Below are 17,620 nucleotides of genomic sequence, written 5' to 3'. Positions count from 1 at the left end.
CTAGAATACGGCGGAGAACGCGCTGTGGGGCCTTCTACGGTCCCTGCTGGGCAAAAAACTCCGCCAACACAGCACTGCCTTCAGCTATTTCGCGACTGATGAGCTTCGATCCCGCCAGTGACGCCTTTGAGAGCCGCACAAGGCTGCTGGTTTCCTCAATGCGGTAGCAGCGCCGTTTTTGCCGTCCCCGCCTGTAATGAGTTGCTGTGACGATTTGACAGGTGCTGCCATCGCTAAGTGTCACAGGGGAGGCGAGCTTGATCTTGTCGCCCTCTGCGTAGTCAGGGATCGCGGCCCAGTCCCGACACCGCTGCCGCCAAGCGAGGGCGTAGCTGTCGGGGTCTTTCAACTCGGACAGAAGATTGAGAATGCTCAGCGGCGCGCGGGATTCGCAAGGACCAGCGCTTTCCTCCATGTCCTTGTAGCCCCAGCACCCGTCGTCGTACCGCGTAAGAAACACTGCACCGAAGGTGAATGATCCGTCCTTGTCGATCACATAGGTCCGATCCTCCAAAGGTGCCGCATCAAGGCTCTCAACCTGTGCTGCCGCATACCACGTCGAGCCAACTTTGCTGGCTTTGGCCAGTGTCGTGCGGCGCGTATCTGTCTCGAACGTGCAGAGACGTGTGATCTCTGCCTTCTCGTCGGCGTAGGTCTGAACCCGCCGGTCAGTGTAGAAAAGCCAGCCCATTACGCTGCCCTCCGGTCTTCGAGCTCCATGAGTGCATCGAGCGGCACGCGGTAAGGCTGCATGCCATCGAAGTCTTCGCAGTTGCCGCAGTTCTGAACGATGGCAAAGGTGTCGCAGGCGTCCTTGAGGACCACTCGGAAAGTGCCACCCAAGCCTGACGGAACCTCATAGGTGCCACCGATCAGGAAGTCTGAGGCGCGACGGACGAAGACACGGATAGAATGCCCATCGGTTGCCAGCCGAATGGCCCCCTGCCCGCGATCGATAAGTGTCTGCACATCGTCAAGGATGTCTGTGTAGAACTGTCCGGTCAGATCGCGGAATGCCAATTGACGCTGTGCCATCCAATCGCTGTCCCGAAACGGATTGATGCCGTTCGCAAAGGCAAAGCTGGGATCGGACTGCTCGGTGGTGACAATACGGGTGGTAGAGCCGTCAATACCGTTGGAGCGCAGATGCACACCGTTCCCAACGATGAGGATCAGGGCGGGCTTGTCGACTGGCCCGTTCCAATTTGGCAGGAAGGTTGAACAGGAGCGCGCATGCGCGATCTGCGCCGCAACAGCGGATGCGGTGAACTTGAGAATAGCCATGGGGATGTCTTTCTTGGTGTTTCAAGGGAATGTCGGGATCTGACCCGCGCCTGGTGTTTCCAAGCGCGGGTCGCCTCAACGGATCAGGCGGCTTTCGCTTGAACGGGCTCGGTTTGAGCGGCGTCTTCCTCCTCATCGACTATCAAGCCGGTGCCACCGGTCGTCTGCATCATCGGCGGACACCACGCAGCGACCGCCCGCTGCTGCGTCTCTGTCAGCGTCGCGAATGGCTCGGCAAAGAGCTTGTCGCAAAAGGCGACGATCTCTTTCTTGCTCATAGACGCCAGTGTCACCGCCTCCTGCGCAAGGCCGAGCTCTTCGCCAAGGATTTTGAGCAGCCACGCCTTCTTGAACCGGTTGAACAGCGCCGCGTTTGGCGTCCAATGCGCGCGCACGTCAGGCATGACCTCGATCTCGAAGTCATGCATTAGGCTGTCACTCTGAACGCTGCGGGCAAAGCAGGATTGCGTGGTGCCGGCCGTGGCATAGGCGACCAGTTTGGCCTTCTCGTCTGCCTCGAGTGCACGGAACGCCGCAAACTGATCGGCCGGAGACTTCGCCTCATCCGCCCAGGACAGATCGAGCGCGTCGTGCGCCTCGGCCACCTGTTCCAGCGACGTGCCATCGATCTCATCCATCTTGGCATGGCTGCGGTATTCTTTGCGGGCCTCAACCTTGACGGCCTGGGTTGCACTCATGCCGCCAAGCACGTCCGTGACCAACTTGAATAACGTGAGATCAAGCGTGGCTTCGGGATACAGGGTCATGGCCGCCCCAAGCGCCATTGCCCGCTCCGTTTTGAGGTCTTGGGTTAGTGAGGCGGGATAGACGATTGTCTCTGCGCCTTGGCCGTCTGAGTCGATGGATGTGCCAGCAGCGCTTGCTGCCTGCGCTGTCGCCTCATGCTTGTCCTCTGGCCGTACCAGGCCGACATGCAGCGTAATCTTGCCGTTCGACCAAGATGCGATGACACCGCCCTGCGCAAGATCTTCGGCACTGTAGTCCTCCTGCAGATCCCGCGCCTCTTCTTCGAGCGCATCCACGGGATCGTAGAGGGCGTTGTAGGCATCGGTCTCGAGGGTCTCGTCCTCCATCTCAAGTCGGAGTTTCTCGAGCTCCTCGGTGATCGCATCCACGCGCTTTTGTCCCGCCACATCGGGCTCGACCGGACCGGGATAGACGCGACCATATTCTGCCATCGTTGCATAGTCGTAGCGCACCAATGCCTCAGCCCACGCAAACCCCATTTGGGCCCGTGCCTCTTCGGCGGCGGCGGTGAGTTTTTCGACCATGATGGCCTCGACCAGTGCGATGTCTTCCAACACCGAGTGCTCCTCGAGGAGGTCGGCAGCGATGGGACCACCCCGCGCCTCATAGTCCTCGCGCACGAAGGCCCCGATATCGTCGCTCACCTGCACACCGCGAGTCTTGAGCGCCTGACGCACCGTATAGGCCTGCACATAGCTGTCATCGCCTGTTAGCGCCTCGTACACCTCAAGCTGCACGGCCTGGCTTGGATGGTCCGCAAAGGCCTTCATCGTATCGAGGGTGATCGTCTTGGCGCGGGCCGCCGCGCGGATATCGGGATGGATCAAACCATAGCGCAAGCGACCCTTCACGGCGGCGACTGTGGTGCCGAACGTCTTGGCAATCGTCTCAGGTGACTGCCCATCGACTTCCATCATACGCGCAAACGCCTCGAACTCGTCGATAGCGTTCATCGGTGCCTGTGTGATGTTCTCGGCCAGCGACAGGGCTGTGGTCACATCACAGTTGTCCGGCACCAAACGGCATTCGATCTTGGTTTTGTTGGTGAAGCCCTTGGCGGTCTTGTCAGCGACCAACTCGTTCAGGGCTGCACGACGACGGCCACCTGCCAAGACGCCAAACTTGCCATCGATCTTTTGCACAAGCAGCGGTTGGATTATGCCCAGGACGCCGATGCTGGCAGTGAGGTGCGCGATAGCCTCTGTCTCGTAAGTTTCAGGCGAGTTGCTGCGCACGTTGGCAGGATGCGACGTGAGATCACCAATGGCGACCGAGATGGATTTGAGAGCATGTGTCATGTGATGTCCTTTTGAGATGTTGCGCCGCCCCGAACATTCGGAACGGCCTGACCAATCCCCGGGTTTGAGGATCACATGAAAAAAGGCCCGCTTTCCCTTTGTTGGGGTCAGCGAGCCTTCAGATTGTGCATCGTTTGTGAGGCTGGTCCCCTGCTCTACCAGTCGGATGCCATCATGATGGTCAGCACGCGCATGGTGGTTGCGGGATTGTCAGGCGTCTCAGCACCGTAGCGGAAATCGCTATCCGCCTCATAAAAATCGATCTTCCAAAAGACCTTTTGCCCGCGGATATCCACGGCCCCGAAGTCGTGGCACCCGTCTGGATCATTCTCAGGTTCAAAGACCTCAAACTCACCGGTCGCCTTCACTGCTTCGTCCATGAACCCGTCCTCCGCTTCCATCAGCGAGCGGGTGACATGCATCCGGCCAGGAATGGCGATATCTGGAGGCATTCCAAGGCACGCGAATTTGCGGAAGGCATCGTTGTGCGCGGCGATCACAGTGATGTCGGGGCGATCTGTTGTCGAGGCTTGGGAGGTGGTCATGGGTCTGTCCTTTCGAGGAAATTGAAAACACAAAACCCAAAGCTTGCTTTTACTTTTTGAGAGCCGCCGCCCACGAAAAAACCCGACCTCTCAAGCTGCCTGATCACTGGCCCCTGCCCTGCACGCCTCTGACCTCGCGATCAGATAATCGCAGGCCTTTTGCGCGTCCGTCGCGTGTTTGAAAATCGCCGATTTGTCCGAGCGCAGCACACGCAGCCAGTGATACAAATACGACGCGTTCAGCTCTAGGGTATGCGCTGTGAACCCAAGCTCCTGCCCCAGAAAGCAGGACGTCAGCTCGGCCACGATCTCTTCGCGAGAATAGGCTGTGTTGCCAAACCGGCTAAGACCGTAGTCTCGGTTCAAGCGATGGGGTGCCTTGGTGGCATGGGCCAGCTCATGCGCCCAGACCCCGTAAAAGTTCAGCGGGTTCTTGAAGCGCTCGATGCTTGGCATGAACACTTTGTCGACGGGCGGATTGTAGCGTGCTTCGGTTCCACCAAAGACCGTCGCAATATCGATGGCATCGAAGAACGCCTGCATATGCTCGATTGGCGCAGACGGCGCATGATCGGGGACCGGACAGGCGTCAGGGTAGAATGCATCCGGCAAGCCTTCGATTTGATCTGCATTGAACACGCGATATGACTTCTGGAAGCGAAAGACGCGGGCTTCTTCGGCATTGCCATCGTTGGCATCCTGCTCATCATCGGACTGCGTTCGACTCTGGCCATAATAAACAACAACGGACGAGCGTTCGCCCTTCCGGATCTTAGCTCCAAGTGAGTTCGCCTGTGGCACGGTCATCCAGAACGGAGAGGTATATCCTGCCACCACCGTGCGCATAGTGAGCAGGAAGTTGTTCACGCCCTGATAGGGCTCGCTGTTGTGGCGCAATGGACGCGCGCTGCCGCCTGCGGTCCACGGTTTGCGCCAAGGAAGAACCCCGCGTTCAATTATGCGGATGAGTTCATTGGTGATGGCTTCAGATGCGTCGAATTTGGACGTGCGGGATCGGGCCATGGCTGGCCTCCTTTCGGTTGAGATTGATTTGGAAGGTTGGGTTAGGTCGCGCGACCTGCGCGCGGATCGTTGACGATACGAGCGCCAAGGCGTTCGGCAGCGTCGACATATGTCAGGAGCGAAATACGGCTTGAGGCCGTCCAAGGTTCCGGATCGATCTGGCCGTCCATTGTGACCTTGGGCAGGTTTGCGAAAGCGATGATGTCGCGGACGGGACGGCAGTCGATCAGAGGCGTTCCAAGCCGGACAGCTAAGCTGGCGAGCGGGAAGCGTTCAACGGGGGCATAGAGCGAGACTGTTGTCAGCCCGAGGTGAAGAATGGTCCCTCCACCACCGCAGCTGACATAAGCGTTGGGGTTGTTGAGGGCCGTACGGAGATATTCAATATCGCGGCGGATTGTTTGGCGTTCCAACCGATGCGCCTCATCAAGGTCACCAGTTCTTCTAAGCTCTCGGTGTCGCCACCACGATTGGGCTTCTGCGCGCAGCACTTCTGTTTGCATGGGGGGTTCCTTGTCCGAACAGACAGGCCGGAAACCGACCCGGACCCGTCAGGAACACCCCACAAGGGTTCCTTCAGACAGTCCCAAAACAAGAAGGAAACTTTTACTTTAGGATAATGCTACGCTGCATCTGTTTTGGCGGAACGCGAAACCTCTCAAGACACTAATGAATCGGGCTTCAGGAAACTATAGCAAGAAATCGTACGCGCTTATCCCTTAACCTATTGATAAATATATATTTTAATTGAAAAGCGTGTTTGAATTCCATCCTTGAGCGTTGAATAAGGCTCAATAGCGACTGAGGTACGTAATGCGCCTAAATGGTGCGCACAAGGTATCGGCAAAGCATCATGGTGGACTGTAGATCAATCAGTGGTCCCTGCCCCATCTCTTCTAGAAGCAATAATATCTGTTTAGCAGGCGACCGCAAGATTTGGCACCTCATGCGACCTTTGATTGGACGGTAGTTCATCAAAGCTGACGATGCGGCTCGGAAAATTGTCCGCGGACAATTTTGAAATCAAACTGCATATTTTTGCGCCAAAGCCAAACGCCGGATGAGTTTCTCTGGGCTAAAGCCTTCGCTCTTTGATCCGGTGGTTATCGATCTAAAATACGCACCGACTGCTTTGATCTTGTCATGGAATTGCATGATGGCCCAAACGGTTGCCGCTGCTCCTAACGCACCCAGTCGCTCATGGGCTGCTTCGTAGTTTTGAGGACTGATCCCTATCATTGGGGCCAGTGTTCGTGCGTGAGCAATGACATCATGGATAGTTTCTATTCTTCTCAGCGAAAATTGGGCTGCTTCGGGACAAGCCGATAGCAATTCTTGTATTGTGATCGGAGCATCCGAGGTCATAGGAGTAGTTTGCTTTTTTTGTGGGATGCCCTCTTTATCAATATGTTCTTTATTTGATTTATGATGGTGCCGGACATTTTGACCGTCACTGGCGGTCATAGTTGTTGTTGAAATTGGATTTTCATCATCTACGGACTCGGCATCAACTACCGAAATTGTCAGGTTTGAGAGGATTTGCTCACAGTCTTTGCGCGACAATTTCCGACGTAGGACACGAAAGATGTCCAGGGCGATCTCATCGTTTGGGTTGTCGGTCAGACTTGCATTGGCTGCTGCGCGAATTTTGGCGCGCAGATAGTCAATTTGCTCCCGTTCCTTCATGACCTCAGCTGCCATTGAAGCAATCTCATGCAAGCGATCAAAGAGTGGTGATAGGTCGAAGCCAAACCGAAGGGCCTTGCCCTCGTGTCTGTTGTGCTTTGTGAAGCGCTTTCGATTTGGGCTGTCACGACGCACCAGTAGGCCAATATCCTGCAACGTTGCCGCGTGACGTCTGATTGTTCTGTCTGAAATGCCGTTGCGTCGAAATGAGAGTGTTGCATTCGATGCAAACACTGTGTGGTGATTGCGCTTTGGCGCTAGGCACGAAAGCATCGCATCTAAGGTCGATATCACCGATGCGCTGAGACCAAGACGAGGCGCTGCGTTGCGGAGCGTTGCTACGACGATGTGACGCTCTGGAATGGAATTGTCCGCGGACAATAATTCACTGGTCCGCAGCCCGGTGGGTGCAGTTGCTTGTGTAAATGCCATGTTTTTTCACGACAACCTGATGTGAAAGACACCAATATCTCTGAAAATCAGAAAAAAGGCCGCAAATCTTGGTCAACCGAATCGGTTGTTGTTGACTGGCGCGGAGAAGCTGGTAAATCTGAAAGTGCAAAGAACAGATTGGGCTCTCCTAGGGAAACCTTGGGGGGCTCTTTCTTTTTTGGGTTGTTGGTCGTGCTCCTTTTTTAAGTTTTACTGCTCGGTCGATATCAGTCAGACTTTTCCTCTGACTGCCACGCCTCATAGAGGCGTGTAAGCTCAGCTTCTGCGTTGTTGCGCATCCACTGAGCAAATTCTGGTGCATCAGACTTTGACAGCTTAAATGTCAAAGCACGTGCCGTTTCCTTTACCTCGGCCAAAGCTGTCCCATCGCTAAGCTTGATGGAGAGGGTAGGGGGGGCAGCCGGTTTGTCTGGCGCTTGAGATTTATGCGCCTGAGTAATGGCATCACTGACCAAGCCAAAGCGGTCGTCGGAGCTCTTGGCAGCATTAAACTGAAGCGTTGCGGTGACCTGTTCAAGATCGACGCTATCGCTGCGCGACTGGTCTGCCAGCTCTTCCCAGCGTCTGCGTCCAATGCCATGCGCGGAGCCAATCTTCTCGATGACTGACTTTGGAATAGACCGTGCAACTTTGGTCATGCGCGACAGCATTGGCTTGTCCACAGCGAGGGCATCTAGAATGATTGCTTGTTCGTAGCCGCTTGTAGCCAGCTCGGTGGCGAAAAGCGCTTTTTCAATGAAGCTTGGATCCAAACGTTGACTGTTCTCTTGTCCCTGGGCAAGTATCGCCTCTTCGTCAGAAAGAGACCTCACGAGTGCTTTTGCTGGGAGGCCGAGAGATCGCAAGGCCCGCAATCTGCGGCGACCATAGACAATCTTGTAGTGTCCCGGTTTGTCCGCGATGGGGCGCACCATAATCGGCACTTGTTGGCCGTGTGCCTTGATGCTCTCAGCCAATGTTACAACATCGGCATCGGTGAAAGTGAGACGGTCCTTAGGGCCGTCTTCTTCTATGACATCAACGGAGATTTCTCTCACTGCATTGCTCGCAACATCCTTCAGCGTGGATTTCACGCCGCTCATTGCGCCCGTACTTGGGAAACGCGACTTTTGATCTTCGGTCGGCGCCGCAGTGCTGGCCGCATCGGGTGGGGGAGGGGGCTGGAATAGGTTTCTACGGGCCATTAGTCAGTTTCCCTTCCCCAAGCTTGCTGGATCGTCTTTTCGAATTCATCCGCGACGCCATTAACAGACTCTAATATGCGGGTTAGTGTCTTTTTCACGACTTGCGAGGGATCCAGTTCATAGATGGTTTGCTGTGTCATGCCAGCGTCAGAGATCGCTGTGGATTTGAGCATCGGTGTGGTCAATACCTGATCTAGGAGAATGGAGCGTAAGAAACCCGCCATTTGTGATTGTGGTACGTCCGTTGGCTCATATCGAGCGACCAAAAACTTAAGGAAGTTCCAGTCGATAGGCCCCGCCGCCTCTTCGAGAGTTTGGACAGTTTCTCCAGCCATTTCAAGGAATTGCGCCATTGATGCAACATCCAACATGCTAGGAACAACCGTGATTAGAAGTCCGGTAGACGCCAACAAAGCTGTCATTGTTGTGAAGCCAAGTTGAGGCGGGCAATCGATGATGACGAGATCGTAGTCTGCTTCGACCTCGTCGAGAGCGATCGCAAGGCGTTGTGTGAATGGCGGGTCGATCTTGTGCTGTAGCGCATACGCAGTTTCGGTCTCGTACTCGGATAGCAAGAGACCTGCCGGAGCGAGGTCAAGGTTGTGAAAATATGTTTTTCGGATGACTTGGCTCAGCGGCACAGGGTCTTCGTATTTTAGCGCGTCATAAACGGTGCCACTCTCAGCAAACTCGATCTCAGGACGGTACCCGAACATCGTGGTCAAGCTCGCCTGTGGGTCCATGTCGATTGCAAGTACTCGATAGCCTCGCAACGCATAGCGTTGAGCCAAGTGGATGGCGCTGGTTGTCTTGCTGGATCCGCCTTTGAAGTTCACTATAGAAATAACCTGAAGGGCATCGTGCTTGCGACGTCCGGGAAGATAAGTCTCACCGTTACGGCCTGTTTTTGCCATTACATGGCGGATTTGGTCGATCTCTTGAGCGGTATAGAGCCTGCGACCTCTGGAATCAGTCTCTACTTCGGGGAAATCGCCTTCCTGATGGCGTGTCCTAAGGTTGGACATGCTGATACCTGTCAGCTCGGAAACTTCGGCAGGATGAAACTTACGCAAAGCTTTTCGGCTGTCGGGCTGGAAGCTATTGCGCATATGGTTGTTAAGCGCTTCCGACAGGCGGGCAGCGTTCGACGCAATGGAAGCTGCGATAGAGCTGGTTTGCGCGCTAGTTGCGTTTGAATTCATGCTGCCCTCACGACCTCTTAGTGGGTCATCTGCGTTTCGTCGCTAAAAGGCGTGATTTACGTCAGATTGCGACAATTGAACTCATGACACGCAACTTATCCCCAGGCAACAATTTTTTGGCCTTTTCGGTGGCAAAGGATTCTTCAATTCAGCCGTCATGCCCGAAGAACCCTAGGTAACATGTTGAAAAAAATCATTTTTTCGGGATTTCGATGAATTATCGCAACATGTTGTAGCTCTTGGGCACATGATCGCAATTGATAGCAAACATGTCTATGGCTCGAATCGGTCGGATGGTAGGAACTTATGTAAGTTGTTGCCGCGGACACAAAATCGGCTTGGTGGCCTTGGGCTCTGTGGCAGATATCGATTTCGCCTTGAATCAAGACTAAGATCCAACTTTCGCGCATCTTACATGCGCGAAAGTTGGATTTTTGATCCGCCCCGTGAAGAACTCGATTTATTACCGAGTATTTTTTCTACTCAAAGCGTAAGTCTTATCGTGGGGTGTGTTGCGACATCTGTTGTCTTTGTGAGTGGGGCAGGGGGCGTTTGAATTTCTTCACTTTCTATTGGTCTGGCTTCGACTTTTAATCGGTGGCGAACGCTCCCGTTCAGTTGCTAGGTCCCATGCGGGATCAGCATAAAACCCGTCAAGATGCACATCTAACTTTACGTGTGATTGCACGGCTTAAAAAACGTGTATACAAACGACACGCTTTACGTCTAAGTGTACGTCTCTTAATACGTCTAAAGCACCGCCAACTTCTTTAGAAAGGTGACCCTCCTATCATGGCGACCCCGAATGAAAAACTTGCGGCCTCGCTCGAGCTTCTTAAGGAGCGACAAGCGGAACATGGCAACGTCCTTCGAAGCGGTGAGCTTAGCCGGACCCACCGAGAGAGGCTCAAGAAAAACGGTTTCCTAACAGATGTCATTCTGGGTTGGCTGATTGTGACTCGACCACAAGACAAGTCCCATGACTCGACCTTCTGGTACACATCATTCTGGGACTTCTGTCGTCGGTACTGCCACGAACGCTATGGCGTGGAGTGGTGCTTCTCGTCCGAGCAATCTTTACTTTTGCACGCCGAAAGCACCCACATTCCGAAGCAAGTGATCGTTTGGACACCCAAGGGGTCTGGCAACAACACGGTGCTGCCGTTCGACACGTCGCTATACGACCTCAAGAAGGACCTGCCTCCGAAGAGCGACATCGTCACAAAAGATGGGCTGTTCATTCTCACTGTTGAAGCGGCACTCATAAACGTCCCCGAAGCATTCTACCGCTCCTATGCAATGGAAGCGCAAATTGTCTTGAGCGGTTTGAGGAATACAGGTCCCTTGCTTGTCAAATTGCTTGACGGCGGGCACGTTTTGGCCGCAGGGCGGATTGCGGGTGCGTTGCGTCGCGTTGGGCGCGACAATGAGGCCGACACAATTCTCAAGAAGATGAAGGCCGCTGACTACGATGTCCGGGAGAGGAACCCGTTCGTGGAAGGTGCCCACGTGATGCCCCTCGAAGTGGGCAGCTCGCCACTTGCGGCTCGGATCAATGCTGCGTGGGACACACATCGCGAGGCCATTCTAGGCATATTTCCCGACGAACCAGGTATGCCTGCCGACAAAGATACGTATCTGGCGGTGGTCGACGACATCTACGTCAACGATGCCTATCACTCACTTTCCATTGAAGGCTATTCCGTCACTACAGAGTTGATCGAGCAAGTGCGACAGGGGTCCTTCGACCCTCTTGGAAACGTGGAACACAAGAAGGATGTCGATGCGCTTGCGGCCCGCGGTTACTGGCAAGCTTTTCAATCCGTTCGTGCGTCGATTGAAAGGATACTAACGGGGGCGTCGGTAGGGCAGGCGGCCAGACAAGATCATGATAGTTGGTATGAAGAGTTATTCCGGCCGTCTGTGACGGCAGGTATCCTGAAGGCTGGCGCATTGGCTGGCTACCGAAATCATCCAGTGTATCTACGGGGATCACGTCACACGCCGCCGCGCGTGGAAGCTATTGCCGACGGTATGGAGACCCTGTTCAAAAGACTCGAGAATGAAGATTCCGCAGCGGTTCGCGCAGTTCTTGGGCACTGGCTACTCGGTTACATCCACCCCTATCCCGACGGAAACGGGCGCATGGCACGTTTCTTGATGAACGCAATGTTTGCATCCGGCGGCTACCCCTGGACAGTTATCGATTTCGAACATCGAGCTGCATATATGTCTGCCTTGGAGTCGGCGAGTGTTGGAGGCGACATCGTTCCGTTCGCAAAACTGATGGAGGATCGAATGCAATGGTCAAATTCTCTTTCCTACTGGACCAATTGACCTGTTGGTTTGGGAGCTTGGAAAGAAAAGCATGATATTTGCAACACGGTTCCGAAGCCATGAAAACATGGCAGCTGAGGCGGTGCAAATATCCGGTGCATAATTCACCCGTGCTATTTGGTATATTCGTATACTTATAGATTACGCCAGAGTGTCCAGTCAGGGCCAATCGCTCGGCCGCCAGATCGGCGCTTTGGAGTTTGCCACGTCATCTTAGTGAGTTCTCTTAATAGGGCGATTGTATACTTGAGCGCTTATCGAACGGCGACTTCTGCCTGAGCAGCGACAGGGACAGCCGCTGCGACACTTACTGGCGTGTATAAATCAACCCCGTCACTTTGAATGCTCATGATAAGAGCATATCGTGCAGGCGTCTCCAGCTTTTTAAGTCCTGGCCGTGTGCGCCACCAACCGGTCACGGGGTAGACACACAGCTGATCGCGTGCAGCTAATTCAACCGCAGGCCCTTCCCAAACATCAACGTGCAGTGAACCCGCCGACACTGCGTCGGGGCCGAACATCCAACCACTGTCGGACTCGCGACGCGCAGTCGCGCGCCCAAACTCAGCATTTGTGTGAGACTGGAATTCTCCCAGACCTTCACCGCGCCTTTTAAGGTCGAACCTTAGGCCATGTGATCGATATCGAGCGGGGTCAATCCTTGCATCAAAACTCGGATTTGGTTCGATGAAATAGGAAAGCGCCACTTTGAGCCGCAATCTGCGATTATCGAGATTTTCGAGAACGGCTTTCGGCCAAGGCAGTGGATAGTAATGCGCGTCCCCGAACCTGACACCGCTTGCGCCAGAACGTGCAAAGGGCTGTATTGTATCCTGCGCAATCATGGCGAAATCGTCTTCCGCTGATCGCATAGCGCGATAGAGTTTTGGGACACCGTACCCAAACCGGCGTCTGGGAAGGCGCCGGTCTCGCAAGCCATCGACGTTGTCGAGCTGGGCGAGCATGCGCGGCGTCCATTCTCCACTATGAGCCATTAACGCGCGGATGGTTTCCGGCCAATAGGTTGGAAACGCCGCAGTCAATTGCGCGGCCATACGTGCGGCTGCAGCGGTGGCAGCACTTGTGGCATTAAAGGGTGTCAGGGCTTGCCCTGCGCCTTTTCCCGTTGTCAAAACAGACAATGAGGGAAGCTTGTCCATAACGGGTTCATCATAAGGACTAAGGGCACGATTTCCGGCTTCAAAAACAACGTCAGGCTTTACGGGTGAGCGGCTCTCTGGCCATGATACGCTGTTACGCGCAATGGGGGCAGGGTCGCCAGCGGCACCAACAACAGTCCAGTCTTGGTAACCTGCCTCAGCTATCTGATCAAAATTAGTATAGCCGCCAACGGTGATCGCGTTCCAAGCTTGGGATGGGTCTTCGCCTGCAAAATCATCAGGATCTATATTATCACCCTTTGCCACACCCATTTGCAGGTTTCCCATGGCCTGTACAATCAGGCGGCGTGGGGCATCATCGCCGTCACCATCTTGTGTTGCAGATGCCATCTGATCTAGAGCTGCGCTCCACCGGGACGGTCCGTCCCCGGGTCGGTCCTCGTTTGTGACAGCACAACAGATTATGCGGTTTCTGTTTGGCGCCCTACCTTCCGCCAAACTAACAGCGGATGATGTTACAGCGCCGTAATTGACAGGATCGTGTCCGGGCCATCCGGCAGGGGGCAGGACCTTCACGGTTTCAAGACGATGACTGAGGATCGGCTCAATAAGATCCGCCATGGGAGTGGTGAGATCGCCGAGTAAGGCGAGACCCGCCATACCGGTGCCGTGACCACCGGGATGGCTGTCATCGACACCCCATCGTTCATCGAGCGTTTGCATGTCGATTGCTGAAAGTGCGGGTTCGAGCAGCGGGTGCGCGCGATTGGCTCCGGTATCAAGAATGCAGACGGCCGGCACATTTGCTCCCGGCCAGGTGATGCGCCCGGCGAGATCGTTGATAAGATCGTCTTGATAGTCCCGCATATCGTCCATGATGACAGACGGATTATCGCGCGCCACACCGAGCTCTCCGATTTCACCGCGTCCGCCCCAGATCATCATTTCGATCTGCAGCCGTGTCGCGAGGACCGGTACGACGATAGCCTCGGGAAACCGTGCCCATCTGTCTTCATTTGCAACGGTGGCCCCAAGCGACTGCGCCAGTTGGGCAGCAGACGCTTCAAATCCTCGGGCACACCAGAGCGCCCACCACGTGGCGGCACCGCCCAAAGCGGGAAGAAGCACTTGATCCTCCCGCCACAACTCTTCGAGCCGCGTTGCTCGAATGGACTCAATGGGTTCTGCCAAAGAAGCTCTTGGGGGATTGCCTTTGGCCGTTCGTTCGCCGTTTACATATTCATCAAGCAACTGACTTAAGATCTCACGACCACGGGGCGATACATGAAACGTAATTGTGCGTGCATCGTTTGCCGCGACTTGTACTGTGCCTTGTCGCACTTCTGGTGCGAGAGCCGCTGGTGCCATGAGCTCGCGATGGGAGCGGGCGAGCTCAACGGTCAAGTATTCACCAACGGGAGTGGGCAAATTTTCCGGCAGGGGAGGGCTCTCAGCACGCATTTGAGCGATTTGCAAATATGCTGCGTCCATTTGCTGTTGGAGACGCTGGCCGTGTTCGCGGCGATCACGAGCTGGTTTCGTTGATCTGGCCGAGCTGTTTGACTTATAGTCGACTTTAACGCGCCGACCCGATATGTCGATATGAGGCTTGTTGTAATCCGCCATGGTTTACTTTGTTTTCGCAAACACGGCTTGAGCAGCGCGGCGGGCATTGAGATGCATTTTCAAGTCTGATGTATCCACCGTCATTTGTTCTGCCAAGATAGCTTCTTTTGCGGCCTCTTCAGAGGCACGTGCAATTTCAGCTTGGCTAAGACCGTTCGCGGCTCTTCCGATGGACCGCCAATCGACCTTTGAGGGCTTTAGTGGTTTTAAGTGCCGGAGAACCAAAGCGCGGACTTGCTTCTGACTTGGCATATCGAACGGCAGAATTTCATCAAAACGACGAACAAGAGCCGCGTCAAGTAAACTGGCGTGGTTGGTGGCACCAACGATAAGGCTATCCGTACTCGTAGGCTCTTCCATAAATTGAAGAAAGCTATTGAGGACACGCCGCATTTCGGCGACGTCGTTGTCTGCACTGCGATGTCCACCGACGGCGTCGAACTCGTCAAATAGATAGAGACCGCGGCGCTGCAAGGTTTCATCGAAAACCATGCGGAGCTTAGTTGCGGTTTCTCCTAGATATCGGGTAATGAGGCCTTCGAGCCGTACCACAAAAAACGGCAACTTTAGTTCCCCTGCAAGGGCCTCGGCGGTCATAGTTTTCCCAGAGCCAGGCGGCCCTGCGAACAATACCTTCCGAGACGGTGCGCGGTTATGCTCTCGAAGACGTTCACGACTGTTTTGCTGCCTGACAACAACTTTGAGGCGACCCTCTAGATCAGGCGCCAGAACAACGTCCCGCAGGCGATATCTTGGCTCGCGTAAATCTAAAAGTCCGTCCAAGTCTCCACGCGGTTTAGAAAAAGCGATTGGAACATGTGGCTTATCTGCCCCGCCACGAATTTTCTGGACTGCATCACGTATTGCATCGGCTGAAGATTGACGCCCCTGACGCGCTTCACCCGCAGCTACCTGGAGGGCAACCGATAAAAAATGCTCTTCGTCACCGACAGCGCGGCTGTTCAGCATGGAAAGGATTTGGCGGGCGTTGGACATCGATTTTTTGCTCGTTCTGTTACCAAATCTTAGAACAAGCTTCGCGCTAAGGCCAGTTAAAACAGTCTGGCCGGAGGGTATGATTCACTAACGCAAGGTCGCTCATACAGCAAAATCATGGGGCATGATCTAACTACTCTTCGGGGACCAAACTTACATCTCTCTGAGGGCACCAGTGTCGCGGCTGGTGCGGTATGAAAATCTATTCTGCGTCGTTCTGTGATGCTTAGTTGAGTGTAAGTCGTTCCCACATCGATTCCTCTTGCTAGTGAAACCCCCGATAATGTCGCATATGTTAACTCTGTTTCGCTGGATCTGTTAGTGCCCTGACTCTGATAGGTATACTTAGCTTCTGGCCAAATTTGAGACCAGCTATTGAACCCCAAGATCCCGATCTTCACCTGATCCACCAGTTTGACCATCGCGGCCCAGTGACGATACGGTCGGGCGGTCGTTGTCGCCAGGCTCGCCGTAGATATATCCACGGTTCCAAGGGTCGCTCAGGCCATCGGCGCTGTCCAGATAGGGTCCTTGCCAAGAACTGTCACCGGGGGGGGCGTTGACCAGCACGCTCAGCCCTTCGGCGTCTGTCGGATAGCGACCAGTGTCGATGTAAAACAATTGCAGTGCATTGCCGATTTGATCAATCTGAAGCGAAGCTGTCTCAGATTTGGCGCGACCCAGATACCCGATCAACCGCGGCCCGACCACAGCTGCAATCATGGCGATGATCGCCAGCACGATCAGCACTTCCAGTATCGTGATGCCACTGCGTTTGGTCCAGTTTATGGATCGGGTTTTCATAGATGCGCTCCGGCCAGCCAAATCGTCCACGCAGAAAGGCAAAGAAAGGGGCCGAATGCAACCATGGATTGGTTGAGGCCTCGAGGTAAAGAGCGCTTGGTGAGTGCCCGCAACCCGAGGATCACGATCCCGCCAAGAGATGCGGCCAGTACCACATTGGTGGTCGCAAAGAACCCACACCACAATCCAATGCCACACATCAATTTCACGTCGCCAAAGCCCAGCCCGTGAAACCCCCGTGCACGCAGGTAGCCATAGGCAATGGCCCAAAATAGCAAGGGCCAGATCAGCCCACCCAAGATATGGTCGATAACAACGGCCATGTCCTGACCCCAAAGAAACAGCAGACCAGACAGCGCCAAAAGCCCCGCGCCCATATCAGGGATTTCAAAGCGGTCCGCGTCAATCACACTGATCCAGATCAGCAACACGGCAAATACCCCGGCGGACCAGATCACAGGGCCACCTATCACTATGAGCACGGCACCATAGCCAAGGACGTGCAGCAAGATCAGGACAGGTAGGGAAAGGGATTGCATCATGGAAAGCCCGGCGGCAGATTGGACGCATGGATAGGACATACAACAGGCGTCGTGGATTTGCTTTGATCGTAGTGTTGTCCACACTCAGCATCATCGCCTTGTTGTTTGCAATAGCGAGCAATCGCGCCATCAACCGCTTGTCGGACACCCGCACGGATTTCTTAGTAGCGCAGGATGCACAGGACCGTACGTCGTTGTTAGCGCTTGCGGCGCAAGTCTATGGCGATGCAGAGACACCGCTTGCAACAGACATGATGTTGCCTGTGCAATGGCGCGGAGAGAATGCGGAGCTGCGTCTGCAAGATGCAGGGGGTTTGATTGATCTGAACACAGCCAATCCTGCAATGTTGGAACGACTGGCAACTGCGTTAGAGGTGACGCCAGCGCAGCTTGAAGCCTACCGAGTTTGGCGTCGGGCGCCGCTGCGTTTGCAAAGAACCTCTGATTTTGTGCGCGTCACGGGGGGCGATGCAGCGTTACGCGAATCGCTGTTGCCAATTGCGACTGTATTCTCCGGCAGACCAGGGATCGCAGTGGAATTGGCACCAATTGAATTGCTTGAGCACTTAACGGGATCAACCGGAAGCAGGGACATCTTAATTCGAGAACTGCAGACCGATTGGGTCTCTCCGCCATCGGGAGCAAACTATCACGTAACCGTTATGAACAAGGGAGATCAGGCAATTCACCTTGGTGTAATAAACGTGGGTTCTACCGCTAATGGGCTGATAATTAGCTCTTTCTAAGCATA

At 54.6% G+C, this 17,620-nt stretch carries 15 protein-coding genes; 2 read left to right on the top strand and 13 right to left on the bottom strand.

The window, feature by feature from the left end; all coding sequences use genetic code 11:
- Positions 1 to 34 precede the first annotated feature (34 nt).
- The 9 genes from ABMC88_RS17015 to repA form a co-directional block, all read right to left on the bottom strand.
- Positions 35 to 691, bottom strand: a complete 657-nt coding sequence (locus ABMC88_RS17015; protein ID WP_349578095.1) for a DUF6927 domain-containing protein — start codon at positions 689 to 691, stop codon at positions 35 to 37.
- Positions 691 to 1,284 (bottom strand): regulator, encoded by a 594-nt coding sequence (locus ABMC88_RS17010; protein WP_349578094.1) that lies wholly within the window; start codon positions 1,282 to 1,284, stop codon positions 691 to 693. Before ABMC88_RS17010 ends, ABMC88_RS17015 begins: the two co-directional genes overlap by 1 nt.
- 83 nt (positions 1,285 to 1,367) lie before the next feature.
- Positions 1,368 to 3,350 carry a ParB/RepB/Spo0J family partition protein gene (locus tag ABMC88_RS17005; RefSeq protein WP_349578093.1) on the bottom strand — a complete coding sequence of 661 codons (1,983 nt, stop codon included), beginning with the start codon at positions 3,348 to 3,350 and terminating at the stop codon, positions 1,368 to 1,370.
- Positions 3,351 to 3,505: 155 nt separating this feature from the next.
- Positions 3,506 to 3,895, bottom strand: coding sequence for a DUF3768 domain-containing protein (locus tag ABMC88_RS17000; protein WP_349578092.1), 390 nt, complete (start codon positions 3,893 to 3,895; stop codon positions 3,506 to 3,508).
- 90 nt (positions 3,896 to 3,985) lie between these two features.
- A complete protein-coding gene (locus tag ABMC88_RS16995) occupies positions 3,986 to 4,918 on the bottom strand; it encodes an ArdC family protein (RefSeq protein WP_349578091.1) in 933 nt (310 codons plus the stop codon).
- Between the two features lie 41 nt (positions 4,919 to 4,959).
- Positions 4,960 to 5,421, bottom strand: a complete 462-nt coding sequence (locus ABMC88_RS16990) for a hypothetical protein (RefSeq protein WP_349578090.1) — start codon at positions 5,419 to 5,421, stop codon at positions 4,960 to 4,962.
- A 520-nt stretch (positions 5,422 to 5,941) separates the two neighbouring features.
- Entirely contained in the window at positions 5,942 to 7,036 is a 1,095-nt protein-coding gene (gene repC, locus ABMC88_RS16985; protein ID WP_349578089.1) for a plasmid replication protein RepC, read from the bottom strand.
- A gap of 227 nt (positions 7,037 to 7,263) precedes the next feature.
- Positions 7,264 to 8,241: a plasmid partitioning protein RepB gene (gene repB, locus ABMC88_RS16980; RefSeq protein ID WP_349578088.1), complete on the bottom strand. Its 978-nt coding sequence runs from the start codon at positions 8,239 to 8,241 to the stop codon at positions 7,264 to 7,266.
- The gene (gene repA / locus ABMC88_RS16975; protein WP_349578087.1) at positions 8,241 to 9,443 is read right to left on the bottom strand and encodes a plasmid partitioning protein RepA; all 1,203 of its coding nucleotides are present in this window, start codon (positions 9,441 to 9,443) and stop codon (positions 8,241 to 8,243) included. Before repA ends, repB begins: the two co-directional genes overlap by 1 nt.
- Before the next feature lie 792 nt (positions 9,444 to 10,235).
- On the opposite strand from repA, the gene ABMC88_RS16970 reads away from it, so the two are divergent.
- Positions 10,236 to 11,780, top strand: a complete 1,545-nt coding sequence (locus ABMC88_RS16970; RefSeq protein WP_349578086.1) for a Fic family protein — start codon at positions 10,236 to 10,238, stop codon at positions 11,778 to 11,780.
- Positions 11,781 to 12,034: 254 nt separating this feature from the next.
- Here the strand turns inward: ABMC88_RS16970 and ABMC88_RS16965 are convergent, their stop codons facing one another.
- The 4 genes from ABMC88_RS16965 to ABMC88_RS16950 form a co-directional block, all read right to left on the bottom strand.
- Positions 12,035 to 14,527, bottom strand: a complete 2,493-nt coding sequence (locus tag ABMC88_RS16965) for a S8 family peptidase (protein ID WP_349578085.1) — start codon at positions 14,525 to 14,527, stop codon at positions 12,035 to 12,037.
- A 3-nt stretch (positions 14,528 to 14,530) separates the two neighbouring features.
- Positions 14,531 to 15,523: an AAA family ATPase gene (locus ABMC88_RS16960; protein WP_349578084.1), complete on the bottom strand. Its 993-nt coding sequence runs from the start codon at positions 15,521 to 15,523 to the stop codon at positions 14,531 to 14,533.
- Between the two features lie 372 nt (positions 15,524 to 15,895).
- Complete coding sequence (gene gspG / locus ABMC88_RS16955; RefSeq protein WP_349578083.1) at positions 15,896 to 16,327, bottom strand: type II secretion system major pseudopilin GspG; 432 nt, start codon at positions 16,325 to 16,327, stop codon at positions 15,896 to 15,898.
- Positions 16,324 to 16,869 carry a prepilin peptidase gene (locus tag ABMC88_RS16950; RefSeq protein WP_349578082.1) on the bottom strand — a complete coding sequence of 182 codons (546 nt, stop codon included), beginning with the start codon at positions 16,867 to 16,869 and terminating at the stop codon, positions 16,324 to 16,326. Before ABMC88_RS16950 ends, gspG begins: the two co-directional genes overlap by 4 nt.
- A gap of 26 nt (positions 16,870 to 16,895) precedes the next feature.
- Between ABMC88_RS16950 and ABMC88_RS16945 the strand changes: the two genes are divergently transcribed.
- Positions 16,896 to 17,615 carry a hypothetical protein gene (locus ABMC88_RS16945; RefSeq protein ID WP_349578081.1) on the top strand — a complete coding sequence of 240 codons (720 nt, stop codon included), beginning with the start codon at positions 16,896 to 16,898 and terminating at the stop codon, positions 17,613 to 17,615.
- Positions 17,616 to 17,620 lie beyond the last annotated feature (5 nt).

It is taken from the genome of Sulfitobacter aquimarinus (assembly GCF_040149565.1).
Classification (GTDB): Bacteria; Pseudomonadota; Alphaproteobacteria; order Rhodobacterales; family Rhodobacteraceae; genus Sulfitobacter; species Sulfitobacter aquimarinus.
The sequence above is the reverse complement of the archived record's forward strand: the minus strand, read 5'-3'. Positions and strand labels throughout refer to the sequence as shown.

Coding starts and splice junctions, on each gene's coding strand:
- ABMC88_RS16995 (WP_349578091.1), bottom strand. CDS start 4,918: ATGGCCCGATCCCGCACGTCCAAATTCGACGCATCTGAAGCCATCACC.
- ABMC88_RS16965 (WP_349578085.1), bottom strand. CDS start 14,527: ATGGCGGATTACAACAAGCCTCATATCGACATATCGGGTCGGCGCGTT.
- repA (WP_349578087.1), bottom strand. CDS start 9,443: ATGAATTCAAACGCAACTAGCGCGCAAACCAGCTCTATCGCAGCTTCC.
- ABMC88_RS17015 (WP_349578095.1), bottom strand. CDS start 691: ATGGGCTGGCTTTTCTACACTGACCGGCGGGTTCAGACCTACGCCGAC.
- repB (WP_349578088.1), bottom strand. CDS start 8,241: ATGGCCCGTAGAAACCTATTCCAGCCCCCTCCCCCACCCGATGCGGCC.
- ABMC88_RS16990 (WP_349578090.1), bottom strand. CDS start 5,421: ATGCAAACAGAAGTGCTGCGCGCAGAAGCCCAATCGTGGTGGCGACAC.
- repC (WP_349578089.1), bottom strand. CDS start 7,036: ATGGCATTTACACAAGCAACTGCACCCACCGGGCTGCGGACCAGTGAA.
- ABMC88_RS17005 (WP_349578093.1), bottom strand. CDS start 3,350: ATGACACATGCTCTCAAATCCATCTCGGTCGCCATTGGTGATCTCACG.
- ABMC88_RS16950 (WP_349578082.1), bottom strand. CDS start 16,869: ATGATGCAATCCCTTTCCCTACCTGTCCTGATCTTGCTGCACGTCCTT.
- ABMC88_RS17000 (WP_349578092.1), bottom strand. CDS start 3,895: ATGACCACCTCCCAAGCCTCGACAACAGATCGCCCCGACATCACTGTG.
- ABMC88_RS16970 (WP_349578086.1), top strand. CDS start 10,236: ATGGCGACCCCGAATGAAAAACTTGCGGCCTCGCTCGAGCTTCTTAAG.
- ABMC88_RS16960 (WP_349578084.1), bottom strand. CDS start 15,523: ATGTCCAACGCCCGCCAAATCCTTTCCATGCTGAACAGCCGCGCTGTC.
- gspG (WP_349578083.1), bottom strand. CDS start 16,327: ATGAAAACCCGATCCATAAACTGGACCAAACGCAGTGGCATCACGATA.
- ABMC88_RS16945 (WP_349578081.1), top strand. CDS start 16,896: ATGGATAGGACATACAACAGGCGTCGTGGATTTGCTTTGATCGTAGTG.
- ABMC88_RS17010 (WP_349578094.1), bottom strand. CDS start 1,284: ATGGCTATTCTCAAGTTCACCGCATCCGCTGTTGCGGCGCAGATCGCG.